We start from the raw sequence: 24,475 nt of genomic DNA on the forward strand, positions 1-24,475 counted from the left end.
CAGCTCGTGCGCAAGGCGCTAGCGAGCGTCTGCGAAGAGACCTGTGGGAAGGGCCTCGGGGCGCTTGTGGCTTCCGATCAAATCGTGTTGAACGGACAATTAGCGCTCTTCAGCTGCGAGTCCTCGAGAATTCGACCCGAGAAAGGACGCTGTGCAATCGGGCGCAGGTGGCACAAGTTTGAGCGCTTTCGCTGCAAGTCTGCACGAGCCTATTGCTCGTTTGAACGTGGCGTAGCCAGCGAATAGTTTCTTCGGCCGGATGGACTAGTCCGAACGGATTAGTCGGAACCGGAAAAATTCTAACGCATTCGCCTGAATATCCTTCGGACCAGGAGCGCCTACACTTCAGCGTATTGGAATACGTGCTGAGGTGAGTTCAAATGCTTAGAGAAACCACTTTCATCCAGGACAGTAGACCTCCTTCCCTCGTTCATAGATCAACCAACGCTCCCGATTTTCGGCGCCCTTCCACGTCTTTCGTCCCCCGTTGCAGGGCTCTTTTTTGGGAAGGAGAGGAACAAGCTCAGAAGATTCAGATCGTCGAGGGGGTCGTGCGGGCCGTTCGCCTTCTCGAGAACGGAAACCGCCAGATACTCGCCTTCTACTGGCCTGGCGATGTCGTCATGCCCACCCATTCGACCCATCAGCAGTTCACAGCGGAGGCCGTGACGGATTGTCGCGTCATCCGATCGAGGACTTCCGGTGTGTGCCGGAGCGACGATCCGTGTGGTGCCCACCAGGTGCTGGCAGATACGCTCACCCTGGTGATGACCATGAGCCAAAAGAACTGTGTGGCCCGCATAGCATGGCTCTTGTTGCGCATTCGGCCGCACCTGCCTGCCGATCCCAAACGTCCTGGCGCGCTCCGGCTTCAATTGCCACGAGCCGATATCGCTGATCACGTTGGGACGTCGCTCGAAACGGTTTGCCGGACCCTGGCCGAGTTCAAGGCGAAGAAGGTCATCGACCTTCCCAATCGCAAGACGATCAAGTTCATCGATCTTGAGGGACTTGCGAGGATTTCGAACGGGCGTTCCGCTGATTGAGCGAATGGTGTTGAGAGCGTCCTGCCGCGAACTGGTTCTATAGTTCGCGGCGATGCATTTTCGAATGTCGGGCGTGATCAGATGAGATCAAAGCCGACACAATCGCTGGCGCGTCAGTCCTTGATCGATCAACCGCATTCTTGCTCGCCTGAACGGTGAATGTCCGATTTTGGCGTTGCGACCGCGACAAGCGTGGCTCGTCGACGGAATACCGGCGCGACCGACCGGCCAATCAAATGAGCTTCCGGCCCGTCCGCCAATGCCCTCTGATATACGGCGAGTGCGCCGTCGATGGCCTCGATGGTCCGGTCGATATCATCGTTGGAATGGGAATAGCTCGTGACCAGAGAGGGCGCCAGCAAGCCGCGGCGGATCGTCTCCTGGAGAAACAACGTGCGGAAGATCTGTGACGGTATGCCGTCGCGATCGCAACAGGCATAGACCAGATTGGACGCCCGGCCGGCGAGCTTGAAGTAACCGGTCAGTCCACGTCGCTGCGTGGCGTCTTCGATGCCCGCCTTGAGGCGGCTTCCTTGGCGGTGGAGCATCTCGATGACCGGTTCGTCCCGATAGGTGTCCATGACGGCCAAGGCCGCAGCCAAGGCGTGAGTCTCGGCGCCATGTGTCGTCGAAAGCAGGAAGACGCGATCGCGATCGTGATCGAGGCCGCCCAGCTCCATGATTTCGCGCTTGCCGAGCAACGCAGAAATGGCGATGCCGTTGCCCAACGCCTTGCCGAAGGTCGATAGATCGGCCTCTATTCCATGGTGACGCTGGGCACAGCACTCCGGCCATCGAAAGCCAGTGATCATCTCGTCGATGATCAAAAGCGCACCGTTCCGATGACAGAGTTCGCGCAGCGCGGCGAGATAGCCTGGCGCCGGCGGCACTTCCTTTTCGGCTTCGAGGATCAGGGCTGCCATCCGGCCGGGGTGCCGGACGAAGAGCGCCTCCGCTGAGGACAGGTCATTGTACCGGAAGCCCTGTGTCAGCTGCGCCGTCGTCTCGGGAATTCCGGCGTTCATAGAGGTCGTGCAGATCGCCCAGTCGTCGTAGGAGAAGAAGGGATGGTCGGAGCAAAGCGCGACCATGTCCCGGCCCGTGTATGCTCGGGCAAGCCGGATTGCAGCCGTCGTGGCCGTCGATCCGTCCTTGGTGAATTTCGCCATGTCGGCGCCGGGGACGAGCGCGATCAGGCGCTCGGCACATTCGACCTCGAGCGCCGACGGCCGCGTAAAGTTTGTGCCTCGTGACATTTGCGCGACTGCGGCGTTCACGACCGCTGGAAAGCCATGGCCCAGCGACACTGCGCGCAGGCCCATTCCGTATTCGATGAACTCGTTGCCGTCGACGTCCCATACATGGCAGCCCGAGCCTCTCGAGATGAAGCCTGGCGCGAGGAGCGGATATTGATCGTCGCCCTTCGCGTAGGTATGTGCTCCGCCTGGAATTGCAGTTCGCGCTCGAAATCGCAGCGCTCCCGACTTTTCGAAACTGACTGGGTGTGATTCTGAAAAGAAACGTGACCTAATGTTCATCATCAAAGCCCTCGCAACGCGTGATTTGTGAAAACCGCAATTACGCGCCGCCCGAGCGTATTTGAGGACTCAAGAACGCTGGGAACTTGAGGATTCTCAACTTGGCGCCAGCCGTGACCGGGATTCCGGGCGATTGCCGCAGTGCGGTGAGCGCAGAGCTAGCCGACCTTTCGGCATTCCCCAGGCGTGGGGGACGGAGCGGCTCAGCCGGGGGGTGCCTCACCGCTCCCGCGGCGTCATTTGAACGCCGCCCTTGCATGGCCCGCCGTTATTGAGCTTTGTCAGGTTTGCGAGCCCGGCCCTGGCTAATCTGCCGTGAGGTCACGTCACAGATTGAGCGGGCAATGTCTGAATTCGATCAAGTCAGGACCGCAAACTACGCAACCCAGTTCAGGGCCACCCTCGACTGGCCCGTCCTCGCCATCGCAGTTGCGCTGGTCAGCGTCGTTGCGTGGGATCTCGCCCTGCTATGGCTTGCCGTCAAGCTTTGCCGGATCATGTTTCTGTCGTAGCTGAACCTATTCATCCGCCGCATGACATTTTCCGAAACAATCCTCGCCGGCGCCTACACGGTGGAGATCGATAGGCATCAGGACAGCCGCGGATACTTCGCTCGGGTGTTTTGCGCCGACACATTCCTCGCGCACGGTCTCAAGCCCGTGGTTGCGCAGGGAAGTATCAGCTACAACGCGAAGCGCGGCACTTTGCGCGGGCTGCATTTTCAGTATCCGCCCGTTGCCGAGAACAAGTATGTCCGATGCACCAAGGGGGCGGTGGCCGACGTCATCGTCGACCTGCGGCCGGAATCGCCAACCTATCTGCGGCACGTCACCGTCAACCTCTCCGCCGACAATGGCCGCGGGCTCTACATCCCGGAGCGCTTCGCGCATGGATTCGTCACGCTCACTGACGATACGGAGCTGATCTACCTCATTAGCAACTATCACACGCCGGGAGCAGAAGGCGGGCTGCCGCATGACGATCCTTCGCTCGGAATTTCCTGGCCGGCAGAGGTGCGCGTGCTCTCGGACCGTGACAGAACATGGAAGCCCTACAGCGATATCGCAGACGAGCTGAAGGCCCGTATGAATGTCGCCGGCTCCAGGATGTCGTAGGTGAGGGCTCGTGTTCCGCAAAAGTGAACGTGACTTGACGGCCGTCAATAGCTTTGCCCCGGACAACGCTAGCCTTTCGGTGACATCACAGATTGCCACCGGCAGGAGCCACAGAATGCTGAAGGAAGCGGCATCTACCCTCAACGTCAAGTCCCCAACCGCGCAAGCCATAGAGTTGAGCTGTTGTCGTTTCTGCAACGCGCCCCTTGAACGCGTGTTCATCGATCTCGGAATGTCTCCGTTGGCGAATTCATATCTTCGCAACGAGAAGGCCAAGCAGGACGAGCGTTTCTTTCCGCTGCGGGCCTACGTTTGCGGAGAGTGCTTCCTCGTCCAACTCGAGGAATGGGAGGCGCCGGAGAATATCTTTGGAGACTATGCCTACTTTTCGTCCTATAGCGATTCATGGCTGCAGCACGCCAAGTCGTACGTCTCCCGGGTCATCGAAAGGTTCGGAATCGGGGCGAACAGCAAGGTCGTCGAGATCGCGAGCAACGACGGCTATTTGCTGCAATACTTCGTCGAAGCCGATGTGCCGGTTCTAGGCATCGAGCCGGCCCAGAACGTCGCCGCCGTTGCGCGCGCGAAGGGCATTCCGACCCGTGTGGAATTCTTCGGTGAACGTGTAGCACGTACCTTGCGACGCGAGGGGCTGCGCGCCGATCTGCTGATCGGAAACAACGTCCTGGCTCACGTGCCGAACTTGAACGACTTCGTCAAAGGCATGAGCGTTCTTCTTGCTGATTCCGGTGTTATCACGATGGAATTCCCCCATCTGATGCGTCTGTTTGACGAATGCCAGATCGACACGATCTATCATGAGCATTTTTCGTACTTCTCGTTCATCGCCGTCGAGAAGATCTTTGCGGCACATGGCTTGACCTTGTTCGACGTCGAAGAGTTGCCGACCCATGGTGGTTCGTTGCGAATCTATGCTCAGCACGCCAACAAGGGATGGCACCCGATTTCCCATCGGGTCGTGGATCTCAGACGCCGCGAAATCGACGCCGGATATGCCAATCTCGATTACTACGACGCGTTCGAAGAGCGCGCCATGCAGACCAGGCAAAAGCTTCTTTCCTTTCTCGAGGAGGCAAAGCGACAGGGCAAGCGCGTCGTCGGCTATGGCGCCCCTGCCAAGGGAAATACTCTCTTGAACTACTGCGGCATTACCACTGATCTCATTGAGTATACGGTCGACCGGAACCCGCACAAGCAGGGGTCGTTGCTGCCGGGGTCGCACATTCCAATTTTCGAGCCCGAGCGCATCAACGTGACGAAGCCGGACTACATCCTCATTCTGCCCTGGAACCTGAAGCGGGAGATTGTCAGCCAGCTGTCGTTCGCCCGCAGCTGGGGCGCTCAGTTCGTCGTGCCCATTCCCGAACCCAGGATCGTGGATTGAGTCAATCGGGATCCTAGGGGAGGGGACGCATGGACGATATAGCAGGGCATGCAGACCTCGCTGATCTCAGGGAGAGTGACGCGGCCGTTGACCTGTCGGCGGACGAGACCGGGCGTGCGCTCCACGAGTTTATCGCAGACATGTATCCCATCGCCCGGAGCATAACGGGGGATGGTGTCCGAAGAACGATCGATCTCATCCGAAACCATATCCCGCTTACCACCTGCGAGGTCCCGTCCGGCCTCCAGGTATTTGACTGGACCGTTCCACCGGAGTGGAACGTGCGCGATGCGTACGTCAAGAACAGCGCCGGCGAGCGCGTGATCGACTTCAATGAGTCGAACCTGCACCTTCTTGGCTACAGCATGCCGGTGAGGGCGCGCATGACGCTCGAGGAGCTCAAGCCTCACCTCTATTCGGATCCGGATAAGCCGGACTGGATCCCCTATCGGACCAGCTATTACAAGGAGACCTGGGGCTTCTGTCTGTCGCACAATCAACTATTGGCGATGCAGGAGGACGACTACGAGATCTGCATCGATGCGGATCTCGCTCCGGGCCATCTGACTTACGGGGATCTGAGACTGCTTGGTCGGACCTCGGAGGAGGTGCTGATCTCCTGCCATATCTGTCATCCGTCGCTCTGCAATGACAACCTGTCCGGAATCGCGGTGGCAACGGCGCTCGCCCAGCACCTGCGGAAGATGGAGCTCAGGTACACTTATCGCTTCGTGTTCGTTCCGGGCACGATCGGGGCGATCACCTGGCTGGCCCTCAACGAGGCACACGTCGGCCGCGTGAAGCATGGATTTGTGTTGACCTGCGCCGGCGATGCGGGGGCGATGACCTATAAGAAGAGCCGCCGCGGCAATGCGGAGATCGATCGCGCCTGGTCTTACGTGCTTGAGCAGAGCGGCGAACCGCACGAAATTCAGGAGTTTTCACCTTACGGCTACGACGAGCGGCAATATTGCTCGCCCGGCTTCAACCTCCCGATCGGCACCGTGATGCGAACGCCCTTCGGCAAGTTCGCGGAGTATCACAGCTCGGCCGACAATCTGGACTTTGTTCGTCCCGCTGCGTTGTACGATACCCTGACGAAGGCGATCGCAGCTATCGATGTCATCGAGAACAACGTCTGCTTTCACAACGAAAAACCGTTCTGCGAACCAAAATTGGGCAATTATGGCCTTTACCGTGGACTCGGCGGGCTCGCGGCCGGAGACTTCCAGATGGCGCTGTTGTGGGTCCTGAATATGTCGGACGGGAATTATTCGCTCCTCGATATCGCCGAACGATCCAAGTTGCCTTGGGGTACGATAAAGGAGGCCGCGGCCGGGCTGAGGGCGGCTGGTCTCATCCAGCAAATCGAGCCGCGCCCGAAGAATTAGTGTGGTCAAGGCGAGGCGCATCTGGCGCGCCGACAGGACCCGAGACGGCGGAATGCCAACCGTTTGGACCCATCTGCTGGTGATCGCTCGCTTGCCCGAATTCGAGCCGGCACGGACGAGCACATGGCCATGATCCAAAGGGCCGCCACCATCTTCGGGTGGGCGGCACTCGTATTTATCACATTTGCAACGCTATCCCCGATTCAGAGCCGCCCGACATTGGCCGGCCTTCGGGTCGAGCACTTCGCTGCCTTTGCCGTAACGGGCTTTGCCCTTGCGTTCGGCGCGCCACATCGCACACGAGGCATCGCTGTCATGATGATCGTCAGCGCGGTTATTCTCGAAAGTGTCCAGCTGCTAACGCCAGATCGGCATGCCCGGCTTCTCGATGCCCTCGTGAAGGCCATCGGAGCGGTCTGCGGGGTCGGCGCCAGCCGTCTGGCTCTCGGCTGGGCATTTTCGATCGAACCCCGCACGTCGGCATCCGCGAAACGTCATCGCTAGCAAGCCGGGCTGCTTTGGAACTGCGGCTGGCGCGCTATCGCTCCCGCAAGCTTTCCTGCTTGTACCGCATGATCGGTGACAAGAGATAGCTGATGACGCTGCGTGAGCCGGACTTGATCTCGACGGTGGCGGCCATGCCGGGAGAAAGGCCGACGCGCTTGTTCTCGACGTTCATGTAGTTGCGGTCGAGTGACACGCGTGCCGAATAGACCAGCTCCTGCCCCTGCGGCTCGCTGCTGGCCGTCCCCATGCCCAGAGACTTCGTGTTGTTGTTTTCCGGCGGTTTGTTGCGGGGAATGGCATCCTGGGAGATACTGATGACCTTGCCCTGTATCAGTCCGTACCGGGTAAAGTTGAAGGTATCGATCTTGATCGCTGCGTCCTGGCCCGCTTCGACGAAGCCGATATCCTGATTTGAGATCATGGCTTCGACTTCGAGATTGCTCTCGAGCGGAACGATCATCATGATTGGTTGCGCGGGCGTGACCACACCTCCAACCGTGTGAACGGCGAGCTGCTGTACGATGCCGTCGATTGGCGCCGTCAGGCTTTGCAGGCCGATATGTCGCTCGGCCTTGATGACGTCCTGACTGAGGCCGGCGGCTTTCTGCTCCGCCTTGACGAGCTCCTCGAACAAGGTGCGTTCGTACTCGGCAACGGTCTTGTTGCGGGTCTCCGCCAGGACCGCGATGGCTGCATCGGCTTCGCTGAAGCGGCTCTGCTGAACGAGTATTTCCTGCCGTTGGCCGAGAAGCTCCTGGTAATCCGCCAAATATTGCAATTTGGATCCAAGTTCCTTCTGGTACAGCTGCTCGCGTATCTCGACGCGCTGCTGCAGCGGGCCGATCGTAGCCTTCAGCTTGTCGATCGACGCTTTCGAGGTGGCTCGTTCGGCTTCCTTTTGCGAGATCTGGCGGTCGATTGCGGTGAGCTTCGTGGCCTGCTCGGAGGTTTGGCTGGCGAGAAAACGACGATGCAGCTCGATCAGGTCGGGTGTGGCGGCGGGTGGCGGGCTAAAGGCCGAAGCGGGGTCGGACTTGCTCGACAATAGCGCCTTCAGGCGGGCGACATCGAGCTGCGAGCTCAGCAGATCGCTCTTGAGACGGTTCAGCTCTGCCGCGGACATGGTCGCATCCAGATCAATCAGGCGATCACCGGCTCTGACGGACTGGCCATCTTGAACGTAGATTGTACGGACGACCGCGGTCTCGAAGGGCTGGACGGTCTTGGTGCGGTCGCTCGGGATGATCTTGCCAGGAGCGACCGCGACGATGTCGATGGTTCCAATGCAGGCCCAGATCAGGGCGACAACAAAACCCGCCGCTATGCTGACGACGATCGAGCGTCCCACTGGCGAGGGCGGAGTCTCGACGATTTCGAGCGCCGCGGGGAGAAAAGCGAGCGCTTCGCTGGGATGAGCGCCGCGGGACGGCGTTAGTCCTGCAACGGCGCGTCCCAGCTTGCGGGCGTGATCCGCGAAAATAATGACGGCATTCCCGCTGTTTGCGTTCTGGGGCGGTTGCGCCGGCGCCGCTGCCTGCGGCTTGGACATTGCAGGCGCGCGACTGACGAGGGACGAAAACAGTGCCGCCAGCCTTGCCCCTACGAGCAGGGAGCGCTCTTTTGAACGCCGAAGGAATTCCAGGCCGGATCGCGAACAGCGGAGAAACCAACTGGTGATGGCGCGTCGCCGGGTGATCACGACCAGCCGTCCGTCCCAATTGGACTCGAGATCGTGTCTTGCAATGATGGATGGCCTTTCGGCGCCCGACGACATCACCACGGCCTCGTGGCCATGTACCCTTCCGAGCAGGAGAAAGCTCCCACCGCGAATCGGCAGGATGCCCGGCAGGGCCGATGCTGAAAGCCTGTCCCAGTCGGTCCGCACGCAGCGTGCGGAAAGATCGAGCTCCTTCGCATAGGCCAGCATTTCCGGGACATCGATCGGCGTGGAGCCGAACCGCTGGCGAATGTGATCGAGGCTGCTATCAAGACCGCGCAATCGGAGCAGCAGGTCGAACACAAACAGCCCGGGATCGTCGAACGTCGTTGCAGTCGTGTGTTTCATACGGCCTCGTCAATGCCGGCGTGAGCGCGTCCGTGTCGTCGGTTCGTGCCGCCGCAAGCGAAAAGCAGATTACGCAAGGTCATGGAAGCCTGCTTGCAGGCGGAAGAGCTTTGAATAGCGTCCTCCGCGTTTGATCAGCTCCTGATGAGAGCCATCCTCGACCAGGCGGCCCTCTTCGATCGTGATGATCCGATCGGCCATTCGTAAGGCCGATAGCCGGTGCGCAATGATCAGAACGGTACGGCCTTGTACGATTTTCGCCATGTTCTGTTGAACGATGTGCTCGCTTTCATAATCGAGTGCGCTGGTCGCCTCGTCGAAGATCAGGATCCGGGGATCGGTTACCAGCGCGCGGGCAATCGCAATGCGCTGACGCTGTCCGCCGGAGAGGCTGCTCCCGCGCTCGCCCACGATTGTGTCGTACCCGTTCGGGAGCTGCAAAATGAAATTGTGAGCACCGGCCATCGTGGCTGCTTCGACCACCCGTTCCGTCGACGTCCCGGGGTCTGCGAAGGCGATATTGTCCCGGATCGAGCAGTTGAAGAGCACGCTGTCCTGGAGAACCACGCCGATCTGTCGTCGCAACCAGGCAGGATCGACCTGTGTCACGTCGATTCCGTCGACCATGACCCGGCCTCGCTCCGGCACATAGAGTCGCTGCACCAGCTTGGCCAAGGTGCTCTTCCCCGATCCCGAGGAGCCCACTATTCCAATGACCTGCTTTGCGGGAACGTGCAGCTGCACGTCTCGAAGGATCTCAGGTCCATCGATGCGGTAGCGGAATGTGACATGTTCTAACGAAATTTCGCCCCGGATGGTCGCTAGCGACATCTTGCCGGGGCTGTAAACAGGCTCCGGCTCTGTATTCAGGATGTCGCCGAGGCGCGCGATCGAGAGCCTGGCCTGGTGGAAGTCCTGCCAGGTTTGCGCTAAGCGCAGGACCGGAGCGCTGATGCGGCCGGAGATTAGATTGAAGGCAACGAGCTCGCCGACGGTCAGATCGCCGGCCATGACGAAACGCGCGCCGAAATAAAGGATGGCGACGCCGACCAGCTTGTTCACGAGCTGGACCGACTGGCTCGACACGTTCGCCAGGCTGATCACGCGAAAGCTCGCTGCCACATATCCGGCGAGTTGTTGTTCCCAGCGGCGTTGCATCTGGGGCTCCACGGCCATCGCCTTGAGCGTTTCCATCGCGGTCACACTCTCGACAAGAAAAGCCTGGTTCTCCGCACCCCGCTGAAATTTTTCGTCGAGCCGCTGCTGAAACAGAGGCGTCGCTCCGGCCGAAATCGCGACATAGATCGGAAGCGATGCGAGAACGATCCAGCTGAGGGCCGGCGAGTAGAAGAACAGCACTGCAATGAAGACGACCGAGAAAGAGAGGTCGATGACCAGTGTCAGGGCCGAACTCGTCAGAAAATTGCGGATGTTCTCGAGTTCCCTGACCCTTGCGACGGAGTCACCCACCCGCCGCGCCTGAAAGTAGCCGATCGGCAGGGCTAGCAGGTGACGGAACAGCCGGGCGCCGAGCTCGACATCGATCCGATTGGTGGTGTGCGAGAACAGGTATGTGCGCAGAATTCCAAGCACCGTTTCAAAGACGGCGGTCGCTACGAGGCCGATGGCAAGCACGTCCAGCGTGCTCATGCTGCGATGTACCAGGACCTTGTCGATAACGACCTGGAAGAAGAGGGGAGAGATCAGAGCAAATAGCTGGAGGCAGAAAGAGGCGGCGAGAACCTCCAGCAGCAGCCGCCGGTATTTTCGGATGGCTCCGAGGAACCAGGTGATGTCAAACCGGCGCGCCAGATCGGAAAGCGAAGCCCGGCGTGTCATCAGGATGACCGCGCCGTCCCAGGTGGCTTCGAGTTCCATTCGAGAGATGGCTACCGGCTGCGGCCGGCCGGGCTCGAGCGCGATGACCCGTTCTTCGGTGGCCTTTCCGAAGATGAGAAATTGGTCGCCTCGGAGGATGGCGAGCGCCGGCATCGGGAGAGCCGGTAGCTTTGACCAGTTGGTTCTGACGACGCGAGCCTTCAGCCCGAGTTCCTTGGCGCAGCGAAGGATCTCGGCGACCCGGATGACGTCCCCAAATTGATGACGGATTCGCTCTGGATCTATGGCAAGGCCGTTGAATCGGAGCATCATGACCAACGCAATCAACCCTTGATCGGGGGTTGCGCCAGTTGGCTCAAGGTGCTCGGGCATTCTCGCTCCGCGTTGCATCGAGCAGTTGCGACTCGGCAATTCCGTTGCAGTTTTCAGCGATCATGAAGATGTGTCGTTTGGGCGCCCTGGCGTGTCCTTGATGGACCCCCGGTATCCGGCGATTGGGGCTGCATTCCGACTCGAATGAGGCCAGAAACTCATCTTAGGTCATGCCCCAGTGGTAAGTTGACGTCCGTCAATACCGGCGCATGGCGGCCGCCTATCATCTAGCGATGGTTGTGGTTGCGACGATATCAGCCTTGCACGGCTCGACTGAAAGCGACTGTGACGGCGTCATTGCTGGCCTCGCAGTACGGCCGGTTCCGATCTCCAGGTTAGGGCTGTGCCGATGACGGAGCCCTCCTACGATTGCAGCGAAGATGTCGCCGTTGCGGCGGCGCGTTCGAGGTCGGGCCTGGAGCACAATGACAATGACAGTTTCTCTCAACGAGAACGGCTCGGAGCACCGCATCGGCGTGCTCTGAAGGTGCTATTCGCAAACAAGTTCTTCTTTCGGAACGGCGGCTCCGAAGTCGTGATGTTCGACGAGATGGATTTGATGCGGCGGCGGAATGTCGACGTCGCCGAATTCTCCATGCATGACGATCGAAACATTCCATCACGCTTTCAGTCGTACTTCGTATCGCAGAAGTCGTACCGCGCATCATCCAGGCGCGAGAAGCTTAGATCGGCGTTGTCCTTCATTCATTCGTCCGAAGCCGTTTCGAACATCAAGCGTCTCATCCGCGATGAGAAGCCGGACATATTGCACTGTCACAACATCTATCACCAGCTGACTCCCTCGATCATCACTGCCGCGGCCGAAATGGGAGTGCCGGCCGTCCTCACCCTTCACGACTACAAGCCGGTGTGTCCCGTATATACGCAGCTCAGCGGTGGACAGCCCTGCGCGAGATGCGGTGACGGCGCCTTCGAGGCGATCCTCACTCGCCGTTGCGCCGACGGATCTCTCGGACGCAGCGCGTTGCTTTGGGCTGAGGCGCGTTATCATGCGCTGCTCGGAAGCTACCATCGCGTCCAGAAGTTCATTGCACCGAGCAGGTTCATGTATGATGCCATTGTCCGTCGGTTCGGCGGCGAGAAGGTCGTTCATATTCCGAACGGGATAGATGCATCGCGTATCGATGCCTCCATCGGCGATGACGGATACGCATTGTATTTTGGGCGCCTCTCGTCCGAGAAGGGTGTCGAGAACCTCCTCGAAGCTCACGCGGCGGCTCAAGGCGCCTGGCGGCTGGTGATCGCCGGCACCGGGCCGCTTCTCGACGAGTTCAAGCGGAAATACCCTGCAGTAGATTTCAGGGGGCATCTTACAGGCATCGACCTCCAGCGAACGATCAGGGAGGCCGGCCTGATTGTCGTGCCCTCGGTCTGGCACGAAAATAGCCCGCTTTCGATCCTCGAAGCGATGGCGCATGGCAAGCCGATCGTCGCTTCGCGCATTGGTGGAATTCCCGAGCTGGTCAGGGACGGGACCACAGGTCTGTTGTTCGACCCCGGCGACGTCATGCAGCTCTCCGAAAAGATCGGAGCGCTTCTCGTCGATCGCGGTCGTCGCGAGATCTTCGGGCGCAATGCGCGGACTATCGTCGAGAACGAATACTCGCTCGAGGAACATGGCTCGGCGTTGTTCTCGTTGTACGAGGATCTGCTTGCATCAGTCGGTTCACATAGGAAAGTTGGATCATAAAATGGACCTTACCGTCATTTCCACGTTCCGCTGCAACTCCAAGTGCCAGATGTGCTACATCTGGCAGAATCCGACCGAGCCAAAGGAAGAGGTGTCGCTGGCCACGTTGTCGAAGCTTCCTTCCGGATTCGACAATCTGAATGTATCGGGTGGAGAACCGACGCTTCGCAAAGATCTCGGAGAGATGATCGACCTTCTCTACCCAAAAGCAAGGGTGATGGAGATATCATCGAACGGGCTGCATCCGGAGCGGCTTGTCCCAATCATCAAGAAGCATCCCAACATCAAGGTGCGCTTCTCGCTCGAAGGCGATCAGGAGACAAGCGATAGAATTCGTGGCGAGAAGGATGGTTACTACACGAAAATTGCCGGGCTCCGTATGCTGCGCGAAGCCGGAGGCACCGACCTTGGCTTTGCCATGGTCATCCAGGACGAAAACGTTGATCAGCTCGTCAATGTCTACGAGTTCGCTCGCAAGGAGGGATTCGAGCTGGCAACGTCTACGCTTCACAATGCGTGGCAGTTCTACAAGAACGACAATTACTTCTACGATCGCAAGGCGGTCGCGCGCAAGGTCGAGGGGCTGATCTCGGCGATGCTGCGCAGTCCGAAGCCAAAGAACTGGTTTCGGGCCTATCTGAACCTTGGTCTGATCGAGAAGATTCTCGGCCACGATCGGCTGATCCCATGCAGCGCAGGAAAAGATTTCGCCTTTATCGACCCCTGGTCCGACGTGTGGGCCTGCAACGTCCGCTCGGATCTGCCCATGGGAAATCTCGCGCGGCAATCATGGAGCGAGATCATGAATAGCGAGGCCGCTCAGCAGACACGGAAGAAGGTCGCGAGCTGTGGGCAGAATTGCTGGATGGTGACCACCGCACGGACCGCGATGCGATCCAACCTGATTCCTCAGCTTCCGAAGAGCGAGCCTCTGCTATGGGTCCTCAAGAATAAGCTCAAGGTCTCGATGGGCAAGAGCATATGCTTTGACAGCTACATCAATTATTCCGACGTGCGCCCGTCGCCGCACGTCGAGCGAACGTCGTTTTTGAACAAGAACGTCAAGGCCCGGCTGGTCAAGGGCCGCATGACGCCGGACGAGCATTACCCGTTACGGACCTTCATGAATAACTAGGTTGGGAGGAAGTCCAGATGAGCAGGCGTGAGATCTACATGTTCGGCTTCCGCGGCTTCCCTCAAGTTCAGGGTGGTATCGAGACACATGCAGAGAATCTCGCACCGAGGGTGGTCGAGCTCGGCAGGCGGGTTACCGTCTGCATGCGGTCGCCCTATGTCGCGCCGGATATCCCCAAGATATGGAGGGGGGTGCGGGTCCTGCGGCTGTGGACCGTAAGCAACAAGTACCTCGAGACTCTGCTGCATTCCGTCGTCTGCGCAATCGTTGCAATGGTGCGGCGGCCGGCATTGGTCCACATTCATGGCATAGGTCCAGCGATCGTAACGCCATTGCTTCGTGCCGTCGGCTTGCGGGTCGTGGTCACGCATCATGGCGAGGATTACAACAGGGAAAAATGGGGCTGGGCGGCGCGCACGGTGCTGAGGACCGGCGAAGCTCTCGGAATGCGCTACGCCAACAAGCGCATCGCGGTCAGCCGCAGCATCGGTGATCTGGTCACGTCCAAGTATGGCAAACCATGCGAGGTGGTGCCGAATGGCGTGGTGTTCTCGGACTTGCCGCAGCAAAGCGAAAAGGTGACCGAGTTGGGATTGGAGCCGGGGCGATACGTATTGACGGTCGGCCGGCTTGTTCCCGAGAAGCGGCAACTCGACCTGTTGCGCGCATTTCTCGCCACCGCGCTGCCAGGGTGGAAGCTCGCCATAGTTGGAAAGATTGATCACAGGAATGAGTACGCAGATCAACTGGTTCGAGAAGCGGCCGGCCACCAGAATGTTGTCATGGCCGGATTCCAGACCGGAGACGGGTTGCGACAACTCTATGCCCACGCTGCGCTGTTCGTTTTGCCGTCGTCGCATGAGGGATTGCCCATCGTGCTGCTCGAAGCGCTCAGCTATGGATTGCCGGTGCTGGTAAGCGATATCGCTCCCAACCTGGAGGTGGTGGGCGATCCCGACCACATTTTCCATGTTGGTGATTGCGAGGAGATGGGCGCGAAACTGTTGGCACTGACGAAGACGCGTTTGAGCGCAACCGAGCGCGAAGCGATTCGCCGCGAAGGCGCGATGCGGTATGATTGGTCCGATATTGCATTGCGAACGATGGACATTTACGACGACGTGCTTGGCCGCAAACGCCAGCAAGGCAATCTGTCGCGCGCAACCTGGGCCACGCGCGCAAGGTCGCGGCATTCTCCATACGGCAGGCCAGCCAACAATTGAGGTCTTGCTGGCGCCCTCGCCGACAAACCGGCGGCATATTCGCGCGGTCCATGCGTTGGTCGGATTGAACTCCGTCCCCGGGCATAGGTGCAAAGGATCGCGCCGGTGACGCGGAGCCTGATCTCAGTCGGGCATCCCGCTTTTCAGCGCCGAGATCTCGGTTTTTTGTGACCCTCTCCTGACTGTTGATTGGCGGTCGCGCCGCTTCGATCTATGGAGGGCATCCAAGATCTGCAGCCCGCGATCGATGCTTGGCGAGCCAGGAACTCTGTGCCGACCCGATCCGCCGGCCAGCCCCAGCAAACGCTGGATTTCTCCTCCTGCCTAGATAATAGACATAGATTGGGGCTTCCGAAAGCAGCAGAACCCTGAGAGGCTTCGCGCGGGGATTCGCAAGCTCGATGAAGCTGGCCAGGTGCCAAAGCGCCGGGCGTTGTCGGATTGTATGAAAATGAGCAGGGTGGATGAACTAACGACCGGTGAGATTGACGAGCGGATTGTCTCGATCATCGAATTGGCCGGTGAAGAATTGATGCGCTTGTCCGATCCGTCATTCGAGTTCGTGTCCGAGCAGATGGCAGGCGGAATATTGACCGTCCACCGGCGCTTGAAAGCAGAGCTTGCAGCTCTCCTCAACCTGCGGACCGTCTACGGCGATCTCATTGTTTGTCGCGTTGTTGCCGATAACTATCCCTGGATTCACAACCAATTGTCGCCGTACCAGCATTTGAGACTTGCGTGGCTTCAGCTCAAGCAGCTGACCAGCATGTTCGATCATTTCGCCACCGAGCTGGATCGCCTTCACGACGAAACGCTGGAGTTGCTCTCTATCGACATCGAAAGGGAGCTTGCTGTTGGCTCCCCTCGAGGAAGCGCGGTTGAGCGGAGTGGGCGGGCAGATCGCTGGTTCCAGGTTATGCCGCAGCGAGAAGTGTCGATGGTAGAGACCATGAGAATCGCAAGCGAGCTCTCGATCGCCGGCGTGGCGGAATATTGTGACGCTGCGCGCCGAGATTTGCTGGAGCAAATCGACGCGACCGTACAGGTCGTCCATTCCGGCATCGCTGGTTTCTTGTCGTGCCGCGGGGGCGAGCTGACGGACCTTATTGGTCGTTACAACGACATGATCAGGAACCTTCAGCTCCGATCTGATCAGAAGTGACGCCGAAGAGTTCAAGCGAGCCCGAAAACTCGGTTCATCCTACAGATTTAGATTCAGGTTTGGAGTCCTGGTGTCCGACGCGCAGGCGGGTGGCTGTCACCTTGCCGGCAACAGTGGTGAGCTCGTAGCTTACTTTTTGCCCTTCGACGAGCGCGGACAGTCCGGCTGCCTCGACCGCGGACACATGAACGAATACGTCCTTACCGCCGCCCTCGGGTCTTATGAAGCCGTAACCCTTGAACCTATTGAACCAGACAACGAATCCGTTTGCCAAAATTCCTCCGGCATTCGCCTAATCAGTCCGATGCAATCATTGAAAAGCTCAGAAATTTACACCGGGAATGGAATTTTCTTCGTGCTTCAACCCCAACTCCCTGGAGTTAGTCCGGGCAGGGGCTGAGTTTTGTTCATTCAGACCGCGCCGGTGCGCCAAAATGTCGCGGGTAAGGCGGACCGGACGAAAAGTTCGAGCCCTCACATTTCGAGTCAATAGCGTACGTGTCGTAAGCAGGGGGAGGCTTCGGAAGCCCTCGGCCACCAACTGAACGGCTATGCCTTGGTTGCAAAATTCAATTAAAAGTGATTGCGTCTCGAAGCCTGCGCAAATCGGGAGCGGCAACCATCTACTTACATGCTTCGTCGCGACAACCGATTGGAGCAAAAGAAATCTGCAATATCCGCCTGGGATGACGTCCGTTGGTGGCGGATTGCGACGGGTCACCTCATGAGATGAAGGGGTCGAAGCGGAAGCTTTAGCCTGCTGGCAATTTTTCGCACGGCTTGTGGCGTCCTTCCAAGACGACGTGAGACTGCATGCAGGCTCTTTCCTTCCAGAATGAGCAGCCGTACCTGCTCGATCTCGTGATGGCTCCAGGGCGGGGCAAGCCTTTGCTTTTCAGTCTGCAGGGACGACATTGTTTCGCTCCTTCCAGGAAGTTACGCCAGGTTCTCTCAGTTAAGAAAGCGGGGTGAGCTGGGATGTCGTCATCACCAGACTTCCTTGCCCCGCATCATAGTTTCGGCTGGCGATTGCCGGAATGGCCGCGCAGTGCCTGTCAAAGGTCGCGCGAATGTTCGTTTCGTCGATTTCATCGACCGTTGCGCGATCGACGAGAGCGTCCCAATCGACTTTGCAGATCACTCGCTTGAGACCATCGAACACCGCGAACAAGATGCCGGAGCTCGAGTCGACGACGGTCATCTCTTGCGAGGCGTCATCGCGAAGGGGCATTGCAATAGATCTCCGTTGCGCGGCTGTTCACCGCTGCTTCGTTGCTACTTGCTGCGCGGATCAGCAGGCGCTCACCACATCCCAGGAACCGCTTCGAATGAGTAGGACGCTAAGGGAAATGGAGCATACTGAATCTGATTACCGTCAAGTTGCGACGCAGAGCGCCGGTGTCAACAGCCGTTCTACGCAAGGAACTCCACGACCGAAATCGGCAAGCCCATGTCAAGAGCTGGACACGCGCAGGCTATAGCTTGGCTGTACGCAGGCTTCACAGTCAGGTTTTCGCTGAAACAGCAAGCAGTGGAATTGCATCGATCTTGAAGCTTGCACCGCCTGACCGCTTGGCTTTGCGTGCGGTGGTAGGATCAGGCTTATTTCCCGATGATTTAACTGACGTCCAGGAACAGGAAGCAGCAGCAGGAACGCGCTGATCGCCTACAAACATGTCTCGATGAGGATGTGGATTGGCTGGGAACAGGCGGGCAAGATTGCGACGGCGGATGAAGGGACCGGCCCGGGCATTGCCTTCGATCCCATCGTCTTCAACTGCACTGCGGATGCCGGCACTGCCTTTCGGCCGCATCTGGAGCAATGAATTCTGTCTCCAAGGGCAGGGCACGCGAGAGACCTTCACAGCAAGTTACTGGTGCACCATGGTCTCCGCCGCTGCCGCAGATTGGATCGTCGACAACGGCACATTGGAGGGGTGCAAAGGGCAAATAGCTGATACTTCAAGTCATTGTTTATGCTGATGCTTTGTGGGGTCTATGCCCAGTCCGCCGCTGGGCATCATGCCCCTGACCTCGGACATCCCCGAGATGTGGCTGCTCCTGAGGCACTACCCTCGTTCGGTATACGTGACCGGGGGCCGCTGATATGATCCTCGGACGGTAAACGGCAGCTCGCCACCATACTTTTCTGCGATGCCGGCCTTCTGATCGGACCTCGATCCCGCTCGCGCCTTATCGCATTGCTTCGACAAGAACGCTGAACAAATTCGTCAACGGCTGCCGCGTCCCCGCTCACATTGGGAGATGTGCCATGGCTGCATCGGACTGGCGTCTCGAAGGCGAATGGATGAAGAACTGCACCTGTGCGTTTGGCTGCCCCTGCGACTTCAACGCACGGCCGACCCAAGGCTATTGCAAGGGATTGGTCGCCATGCGGATCGCCAGGGGGCATTTCGAAGGGACCAGGCTCGATGGTCTCTGCTTTGCGATCACGGTCGATTTCCCCGGCCCGCTGCATGAGGGCAACGGGACAATCCAGCCCATCATCGACGAACGCGCCACGGGGGAGCAGCGACAGGCATTGTTTGATATTTTCTCCGGCAAGCATTCGGCCGAAGGCACGCTTTTCCAGATCGTCAGCATGATCGTCACCAAGATCCACGATCCGGTGTTTGTGCCGTTCGAGTTCTCCTGTGATAAGGACGGACGCGTCGCGAGACTCGTCGCCAAGGGCGTGCTTGAGACCGATGTCGAGCCGATCAAGAATCCGGTGACCGGTGATCCGCACCGCATCCAGGTGGTCATGCCCGAGGGGTTCGAACATCGGGCCGCCGAGGTCGCATCCGCCAACATCCGCTCGACCGGTGCGATCCCGTTCGAGACCCGCGGTACGCATAGCTCGCTCGCCAATGTCGTGCAGACGCCCAAGGGCGTTGCGGCATGATGCGGCGCTGACGCCGACACAAGACCTCAGCGTCAGCTCCTCATCGCTATGGACAAGTCGATGCAGGGGCGCTCGATACTGGAACACTTGCTCCACCGTGACCGGCTGATCGTCGCGATCGGGACCGCCGCAGTGGTGGCGCTCGCCTGGGCCTATCTCGCTGCGGGCGCCGGCATGGACACCGAGATGATGGCCGACATGCCGGACATGGCGCCGATGCCGTGGACGCCGTTTTATGGCGCGCTGCTGTTCGTGATGTGGTGGGTGATGATGGTCGCGATGATGGCGCCGAGCGCGGTGCCCACCGTTCTCTTATATGCGACAGTCAAGCGCAAGCAGGAGGCTGCCTCCCGCGCCGCAATCGATAGCTGGATCTTTCTCGCCGGCTATCTCGTGACGTGGGCCGGGTTCAGTCTCGTCGCAGTCCTGGTGCAAGGCGCGTTCGAACGCTTCGGGTTGCTGTCGATGGCGATGGCAAGCACCAGCACGATTCTGGGCGGCGGCGTTCTGATTGCAGCAGGGCTTTATCAGTTCACACCGCTCAAACAGGCCTGCCTGCGCTATTGCGACAGTCCGCTGTTGTTTCTCAGCCGACATTGGCGGCCCGGCACACGCGGCGCATTCCGGATGGGACTTCGGCACGGCAGCTATTGCGTCGGCTGCTGCTGGTTTCTGATGGTATTGCTGTTCGTCGGCGGTGTGATGAACCTGGCCTGGATCATCGGCATCGCGCTCTACGTCGCCGGCGAGAAACTGCTGCCGTTCGGCCAACGACTGAGTTATGCGGCAGGCGCGCTCCTCATCCTGTCCGGCACCATCGTTCTTGCGCGCGCGATGTGAAAAGCGGTGCAAAGACGGCCAAAATGTGCCGCTTTCGACATGCCGATGTGCCTGACTGCTCAAAACCGGCCGACCTCCGTGATGATACGGATGCTTTGAGCTGAAGAATTGAGCTTCGTCCAAACAGAAACTTAAGGCTGTTTCAGCTAGCCTTGCGCCATGAACAGCACCCGCGCGCCGCCCTTCGGCCGCGGGTTCCCCTGTGCAGTCGAGGCGGAGACAAGCGATGCCAATACTGCGGGCGAGCACGGTTCTGCCCTGGCGGCCGAAGCGGGGGTGCGCGTCGTGATTCCCGCAGGGGCAGTCCGCAAAGCCGGAAGAGCAATCCTGCGGAATGGTCCGCTGCAGATCGCATTGTTCTTTCTGCCCCTGGTCTGGATCGGCTATTTCGCAATCACCGCCTCTGAGCGGATGGATGCGATCAAGCAAGCGCGGTTGCACGGCAACAGCGTTGCCGAATTGTTCGAGGAGAACACCGAGCGCATCTTCGAGCGCGTGGATCAGTCGTTGCTGGTGGTACGGGCACTTTACGCCCAAGATCCGCTGGCCTTCAGCCTGAAATTCTGGTCCGACAAAGCCCGCATCGCCACCGGCGACGTGGTCCAGTTCGCTCTGATCGGATCGGACGGATACATGATCGAGACGACGGCCGGCTATTCCGGTCCGCCGCTCTATCTCGGCGATCGCGAGCACTTCATTCATACCATGACGCAGGCCGACGATCGCCTTTACGTTGCGAAGCCGGTGCTGGGCCGCGCGTCCAGAAAGTGGACGATACAGCTCGCGAGAAAGCTGTTCGATCTGGCCGGCAATCCGGTCGGCGTGGTTGTCGGCTCGATCAGCGTCGACGTCGTCGGCAGGTTCTACGACACCGCAAAGCTCGGCGTCGGAGGAACGCTCGTGCTCAGGAATGCGAACCAGGTCGTGCTCGCCGCCCGGGGCGTGGACCAGGGTTCCGTGCTGGGACAAAACGCGCCGAGCCGCGTCGAACACGAACTGGGCGATGGCTTCTATGCGCAATATTGGAGCGAGAATCGACCGGACCGCAGCGACCGGCTGATCACGGCGCGCAGGTCGCGCGCGTTTCCGCTCATCTTCACCGTCGGCATTTCGGTGCAGGAGATCTATTCCCGCTCCGCCTTCAGGCAGAAGGTCTATCTCGGCGGCGCACTGCTGCTTACGTTCATCATCCTCGTCGCGACGACATTCCATTGGCGACGGCAGCAGGCGCTGGATCGCGCCCACCGCGAGCGGCGCGATTTCGCCAGCAAGTTCGAGGATGCGCTCAGGAACCTTCCCCAGGGCTTGAGCATGTTCGATGGCCATGATCGCCTGATCGCGTTCAACCGGCAATGGCTCGAACTCTATGACCTCGTGCCGGAAGACATCCGGATCGGCATGGACTTCCGGGAGGTGTTCGCGAAGCAGACCGCCGTGCTCGACGTCGAGGCATACCTCGTCGATTTGAAGAACCGGCTCGCTCAGTCGGAGCAAATCTCGAATACCGTGCAGTTTCCGGATGGACGGGTCGTCTACATCTCCTACGGCCGGCGCGAGGGCGGCGGCTGGGTTGCCACGCATGAGGACATTACCGAGCGCAAGGCGTCGGCGGACCGCATCGAGCGGCTCGCGCATTACGATAGCCTGACCGGCCTTGCCAATCGCAACCTGTTCAAGGAGCGCATCGATGAGGCGCTGGCCCGCTCGCGCCGGCTGGAGCCCGCGTTCGCCGTACTCCTGCTCGATCTGGACAAGTTCAAGTCCGTCAATGATGCGCTCGGCCATCAATGCGGCGATGCGTTGCTGAAGCAGGTTGCCGACCGGATCAAGGCGCAGATCCGTGATATCGATACGGCGGCGCGAATCGGCGGCGACGAGTTTGCCGTGATCGTGGCACCCGGCCGGGCTGCGATGCGCGACGGCGCTGCAAGCCTGGCCGCGCGGCTGGTCCAGGCCATTGCCGAGCCCTATCACATCGATGGCCACCCCGTCGTGATCGGCTGTAGCATTGGCCTTGCGCTCGTGCCCGAGCACGGCACGCGGGTCGACGAGATCCTTCGCAACGCCGATCTTGCGCTCTACAGGTCGAAGAATGCCGGCAGAAGCTGCTTCCACGTCTATTCAGCGGAGCTCAAGGCGGAAGCGGATCAGCGCAACGTGCTCGAGATTGAGCTGCGTGAAGCGATCTGGCGCGAGGAGATAGAGTTGTTTTATCAGCCTGTGATCGAGCTCGGCACCGGTCGGGTAAAATCGGTCGAGGCCCTGGCGCGCTGGCATCACGGCACCAGGGGCTACATCCCTCCGGCGGAGTTCATCGCGGTTGCCGAGGCGGGGGGACTGATCGTCGAGCTCGGCCACCAGGTGCTCGCCAGAGCCTGTCGCGATGCGATGAACATGCCGGCCGACGTCAAGGTCGCTGTCAATCTCTCCGCCCTGCAATTTGCCAGCGCCAATCTTGTCGACACCGTGACCTTTGCGTTGACGCAGAGCGGGCTTCCGCAAACCCGGCTCGAGCTCGAGATCACCGAGAGCGTATTTCTCGCCGACACCGAGGAGAACCTCAGGACGCTGCAGCGCCTCAAGGCGCTCGGCGTCTCCATTGCCCTCGACGATTTCGGTGTCGGATACTCGTCTTTGTCCTACTTGACGGCCTTTCCTTTCGACAAGGTCAAGATCGACAAGTCCTTCATCGACAGGATCGATCGCTGCGAGACCGTCGCCGTGCTGAAATCCATCGTGCAGCTCGCAAAGACGCTGAAGCTGTCGATCGTCGCCGAGGGGGTCGAGTCCTCCGAACAGGTCAGACGGCTCCAATCACTCGGCATCCCGCTCGGCCAGGGATTTCACTTCAGCAAGCCCGTGCCGCTCGCAAACCTCTCCTGGCAAGCCCCCACGGCGCGCCGGAAGCGGCGGGTGGCGTGAGCTGAATGCCTCAGGCGTTTGTCATCATGACGCGCCGCTGCAGCCCCTTGGGCCCAAGAGAGAGCTGCTCAATTGTCGGTTCCGAAGCCTGCGCCCGCGCCCGCCCTCCTGGCACTCCCCTTGCTCAGTCATGACCCAAGGTCAGGTCTCGGCGGAGAGGCCGTTTCAGGTTGAGGCAAGTGATGCAGGAAGTGTCCCGTTCTGGTGCTGCTGACGAACTCCGGCTCGACGCGTTGATCGCCGATCTATGGTGGCGCGTTCGGCTGATTAATACCGACATTCTCGAGGAGGAGGCGCGCGCCGGGGTGTTCGATCCGGCTCAGCCGACCTATCCGCTTCTCGCGCTCAACCTTCGCGCCCGACGCGACAATTTGGTCGCGACGATCGGCATGCTCGAGCAGCGTGCGAGATCGGTGTCGGAAGCGGCTTGAGGCGGTCGCGGGGCGCGCAGCCTTGACGACTTCGTCAACCGGCCAGCTGCAGCGCCAGAGGCGGGCGCGGGATGCAACGCGCATCATCGCATGGCTCGAATGCCCTCCGGCGCTTTGCGGGTAACAGTTGAATTCAGGCCGCCGCCTGCCCGTGTTATGGCTGGTCTCTGCAACTCCGCGAGGCCATCATGCTCCCCATTCCCGCCGATATCTTCACCGAACCCGAGGACGTCTCGCCCGACGGCCTGGCCAATCTCGGCCCGCTTCGGCGTCTCGCCGGCACCTGGCAGGCGGACAAAGGCATTGACATCAATCCGAAGGCGGAAGGGCCGGAGCGGCGGACCTTCATCGAGCATATTCGCATGGATCCGATCGATCCGCAGGCCAACGGGCCGCAGCTGCTGTACGGGCTGCGGTACCACATCCACATCAACACGCCCGAGGAAGACATCACCTTCCACGACCAGGTCGGCTACTGGCTGTGGGAGCCGGCGACCGGGCTGATCATGCAGACCCTGGCGATCCCGCGCGGGCAGGTGCTGCTGGCCTCGGGCAAGTCCGGGCCTGATGACAGAGCACTCTCGGTCACCGCCAAGCGCGGCGACACCGCCTACGGGATCTGCTCGACCGATTTTCTGGAACAGGCCTTCCGCACCGATGCCTACCGCTGCGACATCACCTTCAACGACGACGGCAGCTGGACTTATCTGATCCAGACCGAGTTGTTCGTGCGGGGCGCGCCGTTCAATCACCGCGACACCAACACGCTCCGGCTCATGGCGCCGCCCAAGCTCAATCCGCTGGCGGCGATCGTGAACGATCGCGCCGCTCGCGGTGGACCCGCGGCCTGAGCGCTGCCCGGAGGATT

21 protein-coding genes are annotated in these 24,475 nt (G+C 59.9%); 15 read left to right on the forward strand and 6 right to left on the reverse strand.

Annotated elements, in window-relative coordinates; genetic code table 11:
• Window positions 1-380 precede the first annotated feature (380 nt).
• Window positions 381-1,046, forward strand: a complete 666-nt coding sequence (locus HZZ16_RS28670) for a Crp/Fnr family transcriptional regulator (RefSeq protein ID WP_197953174.1) — start codon at window positions 381-383, stop codon at window positions 1,044-1,046.
• A 128-nt stretch (window positions 1,047-1,174) separates the two neighbouring features.
• Here HZZ16_RS28670 and HZZ16_RS28675 read toward each other — a convergent pair whose 3' ends face one another.
• The gene (locus HZZ16_RS28675) at window positions 1,175-2,587 is read right to left on the reverse strand and encodes a glutamate-1-semialdehyde 2,1-aminomutase (RefSeq protein ID WP_246510492.1); all 1,413 of its coding nucleotides are present in this window, start codon (window positions 2,585-2,587) and stop codon (window positions 1,175-1,177) included.
• Between the two features lie 341 nt (window positions 2,588-2,928).
• Between HZZ16_RS28675 and HZZ16_RS28680 the strand changes: the two genes are divergently transcribed.
• The 5 genes from HZZ16_RS28680 (at window position 2,929) to HZZ16_RS28700 (ending at window position 6,999) form a co-directional block, all read left to right on the forward strand.
• On the forward strand, window positions 2,929-3,096 hold the full coding sequence (locus HZZ16_RS28680; RefSeq protein ID WP_197953175.1) for a hypothetical protein: 168 nt from the start codon (window positions 2,929-2,931) through the stop codon (window positions 3,094-3,096).
• Window positions 3,097-3,117: 21 nt separating this feature from the next.
• The gene (locus tag HZZ16_RS28685) at window positions 3,118-3,699 is read left to right on the forward strand and encodes a dTDP-4-dehydrorhamnose 3,5-epimerase family protein (RefSeq protein ID WP_197953176.1); all 582 of its coding nucleotides are present in this window, start codon (window positions 3,118-3,120) and stop codon (window positions 3,697-3,699) included.
• 115 nt (window positions 3,700-3,814) lie between these two features.
• Complete coding sequence (locus HZZ16_RS28690) at window positions 3,815-5,104, forward strand: class I SAM-dependent methyltransferase (protein ID WP_197953177.1); 1,290 nt, start codon at window positions 3,815-3,817, stop codon at window positions 5,102-5,104.
• Window positions 5,105-5,133: 29 nt separating this feature from the next.
• A complete protein-coding gene (locus HZZ16_RS28695; protein ID WP_197953178.1) occupies window positions 5,134-6,495 on the forward strand; it encodes a DUF4910 domain-containing protein in 1,362 nt (453 codons plus the stop codon).
• A gap of 123 nt (window positions 6,496-6,618) precedes the next feature.
• The gene (locus HZZ16_RS28700; protein WP_197953179.1) at window positions 6,619-6,999 is read left to right on the forward strand and encodes a VanZ family protein; all 381 of its coding nucleotides are present in this window, start codon (window positions 6,619-6,621) and stop codon (window positions 6,997-6,999) included.
• A 34-nt stretch (window positions 7,000-7,033) separates the two neighbouring features.
• On the opposite strand, the gene HZZ16_RS28705 is transcribed toward HZZ16_RS28700, so the two are convergent.
• Together HZZ16_RS28705 and HZZ16_RS28710 are read right to left on the reverse strand one after the other, a co-directional pair.
• On the reverse strand, window positions 7,034-9,067 hold the full coding sequence (locus tag HZZ16_RS28705; protein ID WP_197953181.1) for an HlyD family type I secretion periplasmic adaptor subunit: 2,034 nt from the start codon (window positions 9,065-9,067) through the stop codon (window positions 7,034-7,036).
• 69 nt (window positions 9,068-9,136) lie between these two features.
• Window positions 9,137-11,278, reverse strand: a complete 2,142-nt coding sequence (locus tag HZZ16_RS28710) for a type I secretion system permease/ATPase (protein ID WP_197953183.1) — start codon at window positions 11,276-11,278, stop codon at window positions 9,137-9,139.
• Window positions 11,279-11,627: 349 nt separating this feature from the next.
• Here HZZ16_RS28710 and HZZ16_RS28715 point away from each other — a divergent pair, with 349 nt between their 5' ends.
• The 4 genes from HZZ16_RS28715 (at window position 11,628) to HZZ16_RS28730 (ending at window position 16,509) form a co-directional block, all read left to right on the forward strand.
• A complete protein-coding gene (locus tag HZZ16_RS28715) occupies window positions 11,628-12,989 on the forward strand; it encodes a glycosyltransferase family 4 protein (RefSeq protein WP_197953185.1) in 1,362 nt (453 codons plus the stop codon).
• Window positions 12,952-14,124: a radical SAM protein gene (locus HZZ16_RS28720; protein ID WP_246510494.1), complete on the forward strand. Its 1,173-nt coding sequence runs from the start codon at window positions 12,952-12,954 to the stop codon at window positions 14,122-14,124. The genes HZZ16_RS28715 and HZZ16_RS28720 overlap by 38 nt, the downstream gene beginning before the upstream one ends.
• Window positions 14,125-14,141: 17 nt before the next feature.
• On the forward strand, window positions 14,142-15,347 hold the full coding sequence (locus HZZ16_RS28725; protein ID WP_197953186.1) for a glycosyltransferase family 4 protein: 1,206 nt from the start codon (window positions 14,142-14,144) through the stop codon (window positions 15,345-15,347).
• Window positions 15,348-15,798: 451 nt separating this feature from the next.
• Window positions 15,799-16,509, forward strand: a complete 711-nt coding sequence (locus HZZ16_RS28730; RefSeq protein ID WP_197953187.1) for a hypothetical protein — start codon at window positions 15,799-15,801, stop codon at window positions 16,507-16,509.
• Window positions 16,510-16,543: 34 nt separating this feature from the next.
• Here HZZ16_RS28730 and HZZ16_RS28735 read toward each other — a convergent pair whose 3' ends face one another.
• The 3 genes from HZZ16_RS28735 to HZZ16_RS28745 form a co-directional block, all read right to left on the reverse strand.
• Window positions 16,544-16,783 (reverse strand): cold-shock protein, encoded by a 240-nt coding sequence (locus HZZ16_RS28735; RefSeq protein WP_197953188.1) that lies wholly within the window; start codon window positions 16,781-16,783, stop codon window positions 16,544-16,546.
• Window positions 16,784-17,464: 681 nt separating this feature from the next.
• Window positions 17,465-17,740 carry a DUF1488 family protein gene (locus HZZ16_RS28740; protein WP_197953189.1) on the reverse strand — a complete coding sequence of 92 codons (276 nt, stop codon included), beginning with the start codon at window positions 17,738-17,740 and terminating at the stop codon, window positions 17,465-17,467.
• 274 nt (window positions 17,741-18,014) lie between these two features.
• Window positions 18,015-18,332 carry a hypothetical protein gene (locus HZZ16_RS28745; protein ID WP_197953190.1) on the reverse strand — a complete coding sequence of 106 codons (318 nt, stop codon included), beginning with the start codon at window positions 18,330-18,332 and terminating at the stop codon, window positions 18,015-18,017.
• Between the two features lie 449 nt (window positions 18,333-18,781).
• On the opposite strand from HZZ16_RS28745, the gene HZZ16_RS28750 reads away from it, so the two are divergent.
• The 5 genes from HZZ16_RS28750 to HZZ16_RS28770 all read left to right on the forward strand — a co-directional run bounded on the left by HZZ16_RS28750 (window position 18,782) and on the right by HZZ16_RS28770 (window position 24,458).
• A complete protein-coding gene (locus tag HZZ16_RS28750) occupies window positions 18,782-19,414 on the forward strand; it encodes a DUF1326 domain-containing protein (protein WP_197953191.1) in 633 nt (210 codons plus the stop codon).
• Between the two features lie 60 nt (window positions 19,415-19,474).
• The gene (locus HZZ16_RS28755; RefSeq protein ID WP_246510495.1) at window positions 19,475-20,254 is read left to right on the forward strand and encodes a DUF2182 domain-containing protein; all 780 of its coding nucleotides are present in this window, start codon (window positions 19,475-19,477) and stop codon (window positions 20,252-20,254) included.
• A 354-nt stretch (window positions 20,255-20,608) separates the two neighbouring features.
• Window positions 20,609-23,176: a bifunctional diguanylate cyclase/phosphodiesterase gene (locus HZZ16_RS37995; protein ID WP_197953193.1), complete on the forward strand. Its 2,568-nt coding sequence runs from the start codon at window positions 20,609-20,611 to the stop codon at window positions 23,174-23,176.
• A gap of 182 nt (window positions 23,177-23,358) precedes the next feature.
• Entirely contained in the window at window positions 23,359-23,607 is a 249-nt protein-coding gene (locus tag HZZ16_RS28765) for a hypothetical protein (RefSeq protein ID WP_197953288.1), read from the forward strand.
• Between the two features lie 188 nt (window positions 23,608-23,795).
• Complete coding sequence (locus HZZ16_RS28770; protein WP_197953194.1) at window positions 23,796-24,458, forward strand: FABP family protein; 663 nt, start codon at window positions 23,796-23,798, stop codon at window positions 24,456-24,458.
• Window positions 24,459-24,475: the final 17 nt, after the last annotated feature.

This window comes from Bradyrhizobium glycinis, from assembly GCF_016031655.1.
GTDB classification, from domain to species: Bacteria; Pseudomonadota; Alphaproteobacteria; order Rhizobiales; family Xanthobacteraceae; genus Bradyrhizobium; species Bradyrhizobium glycinis.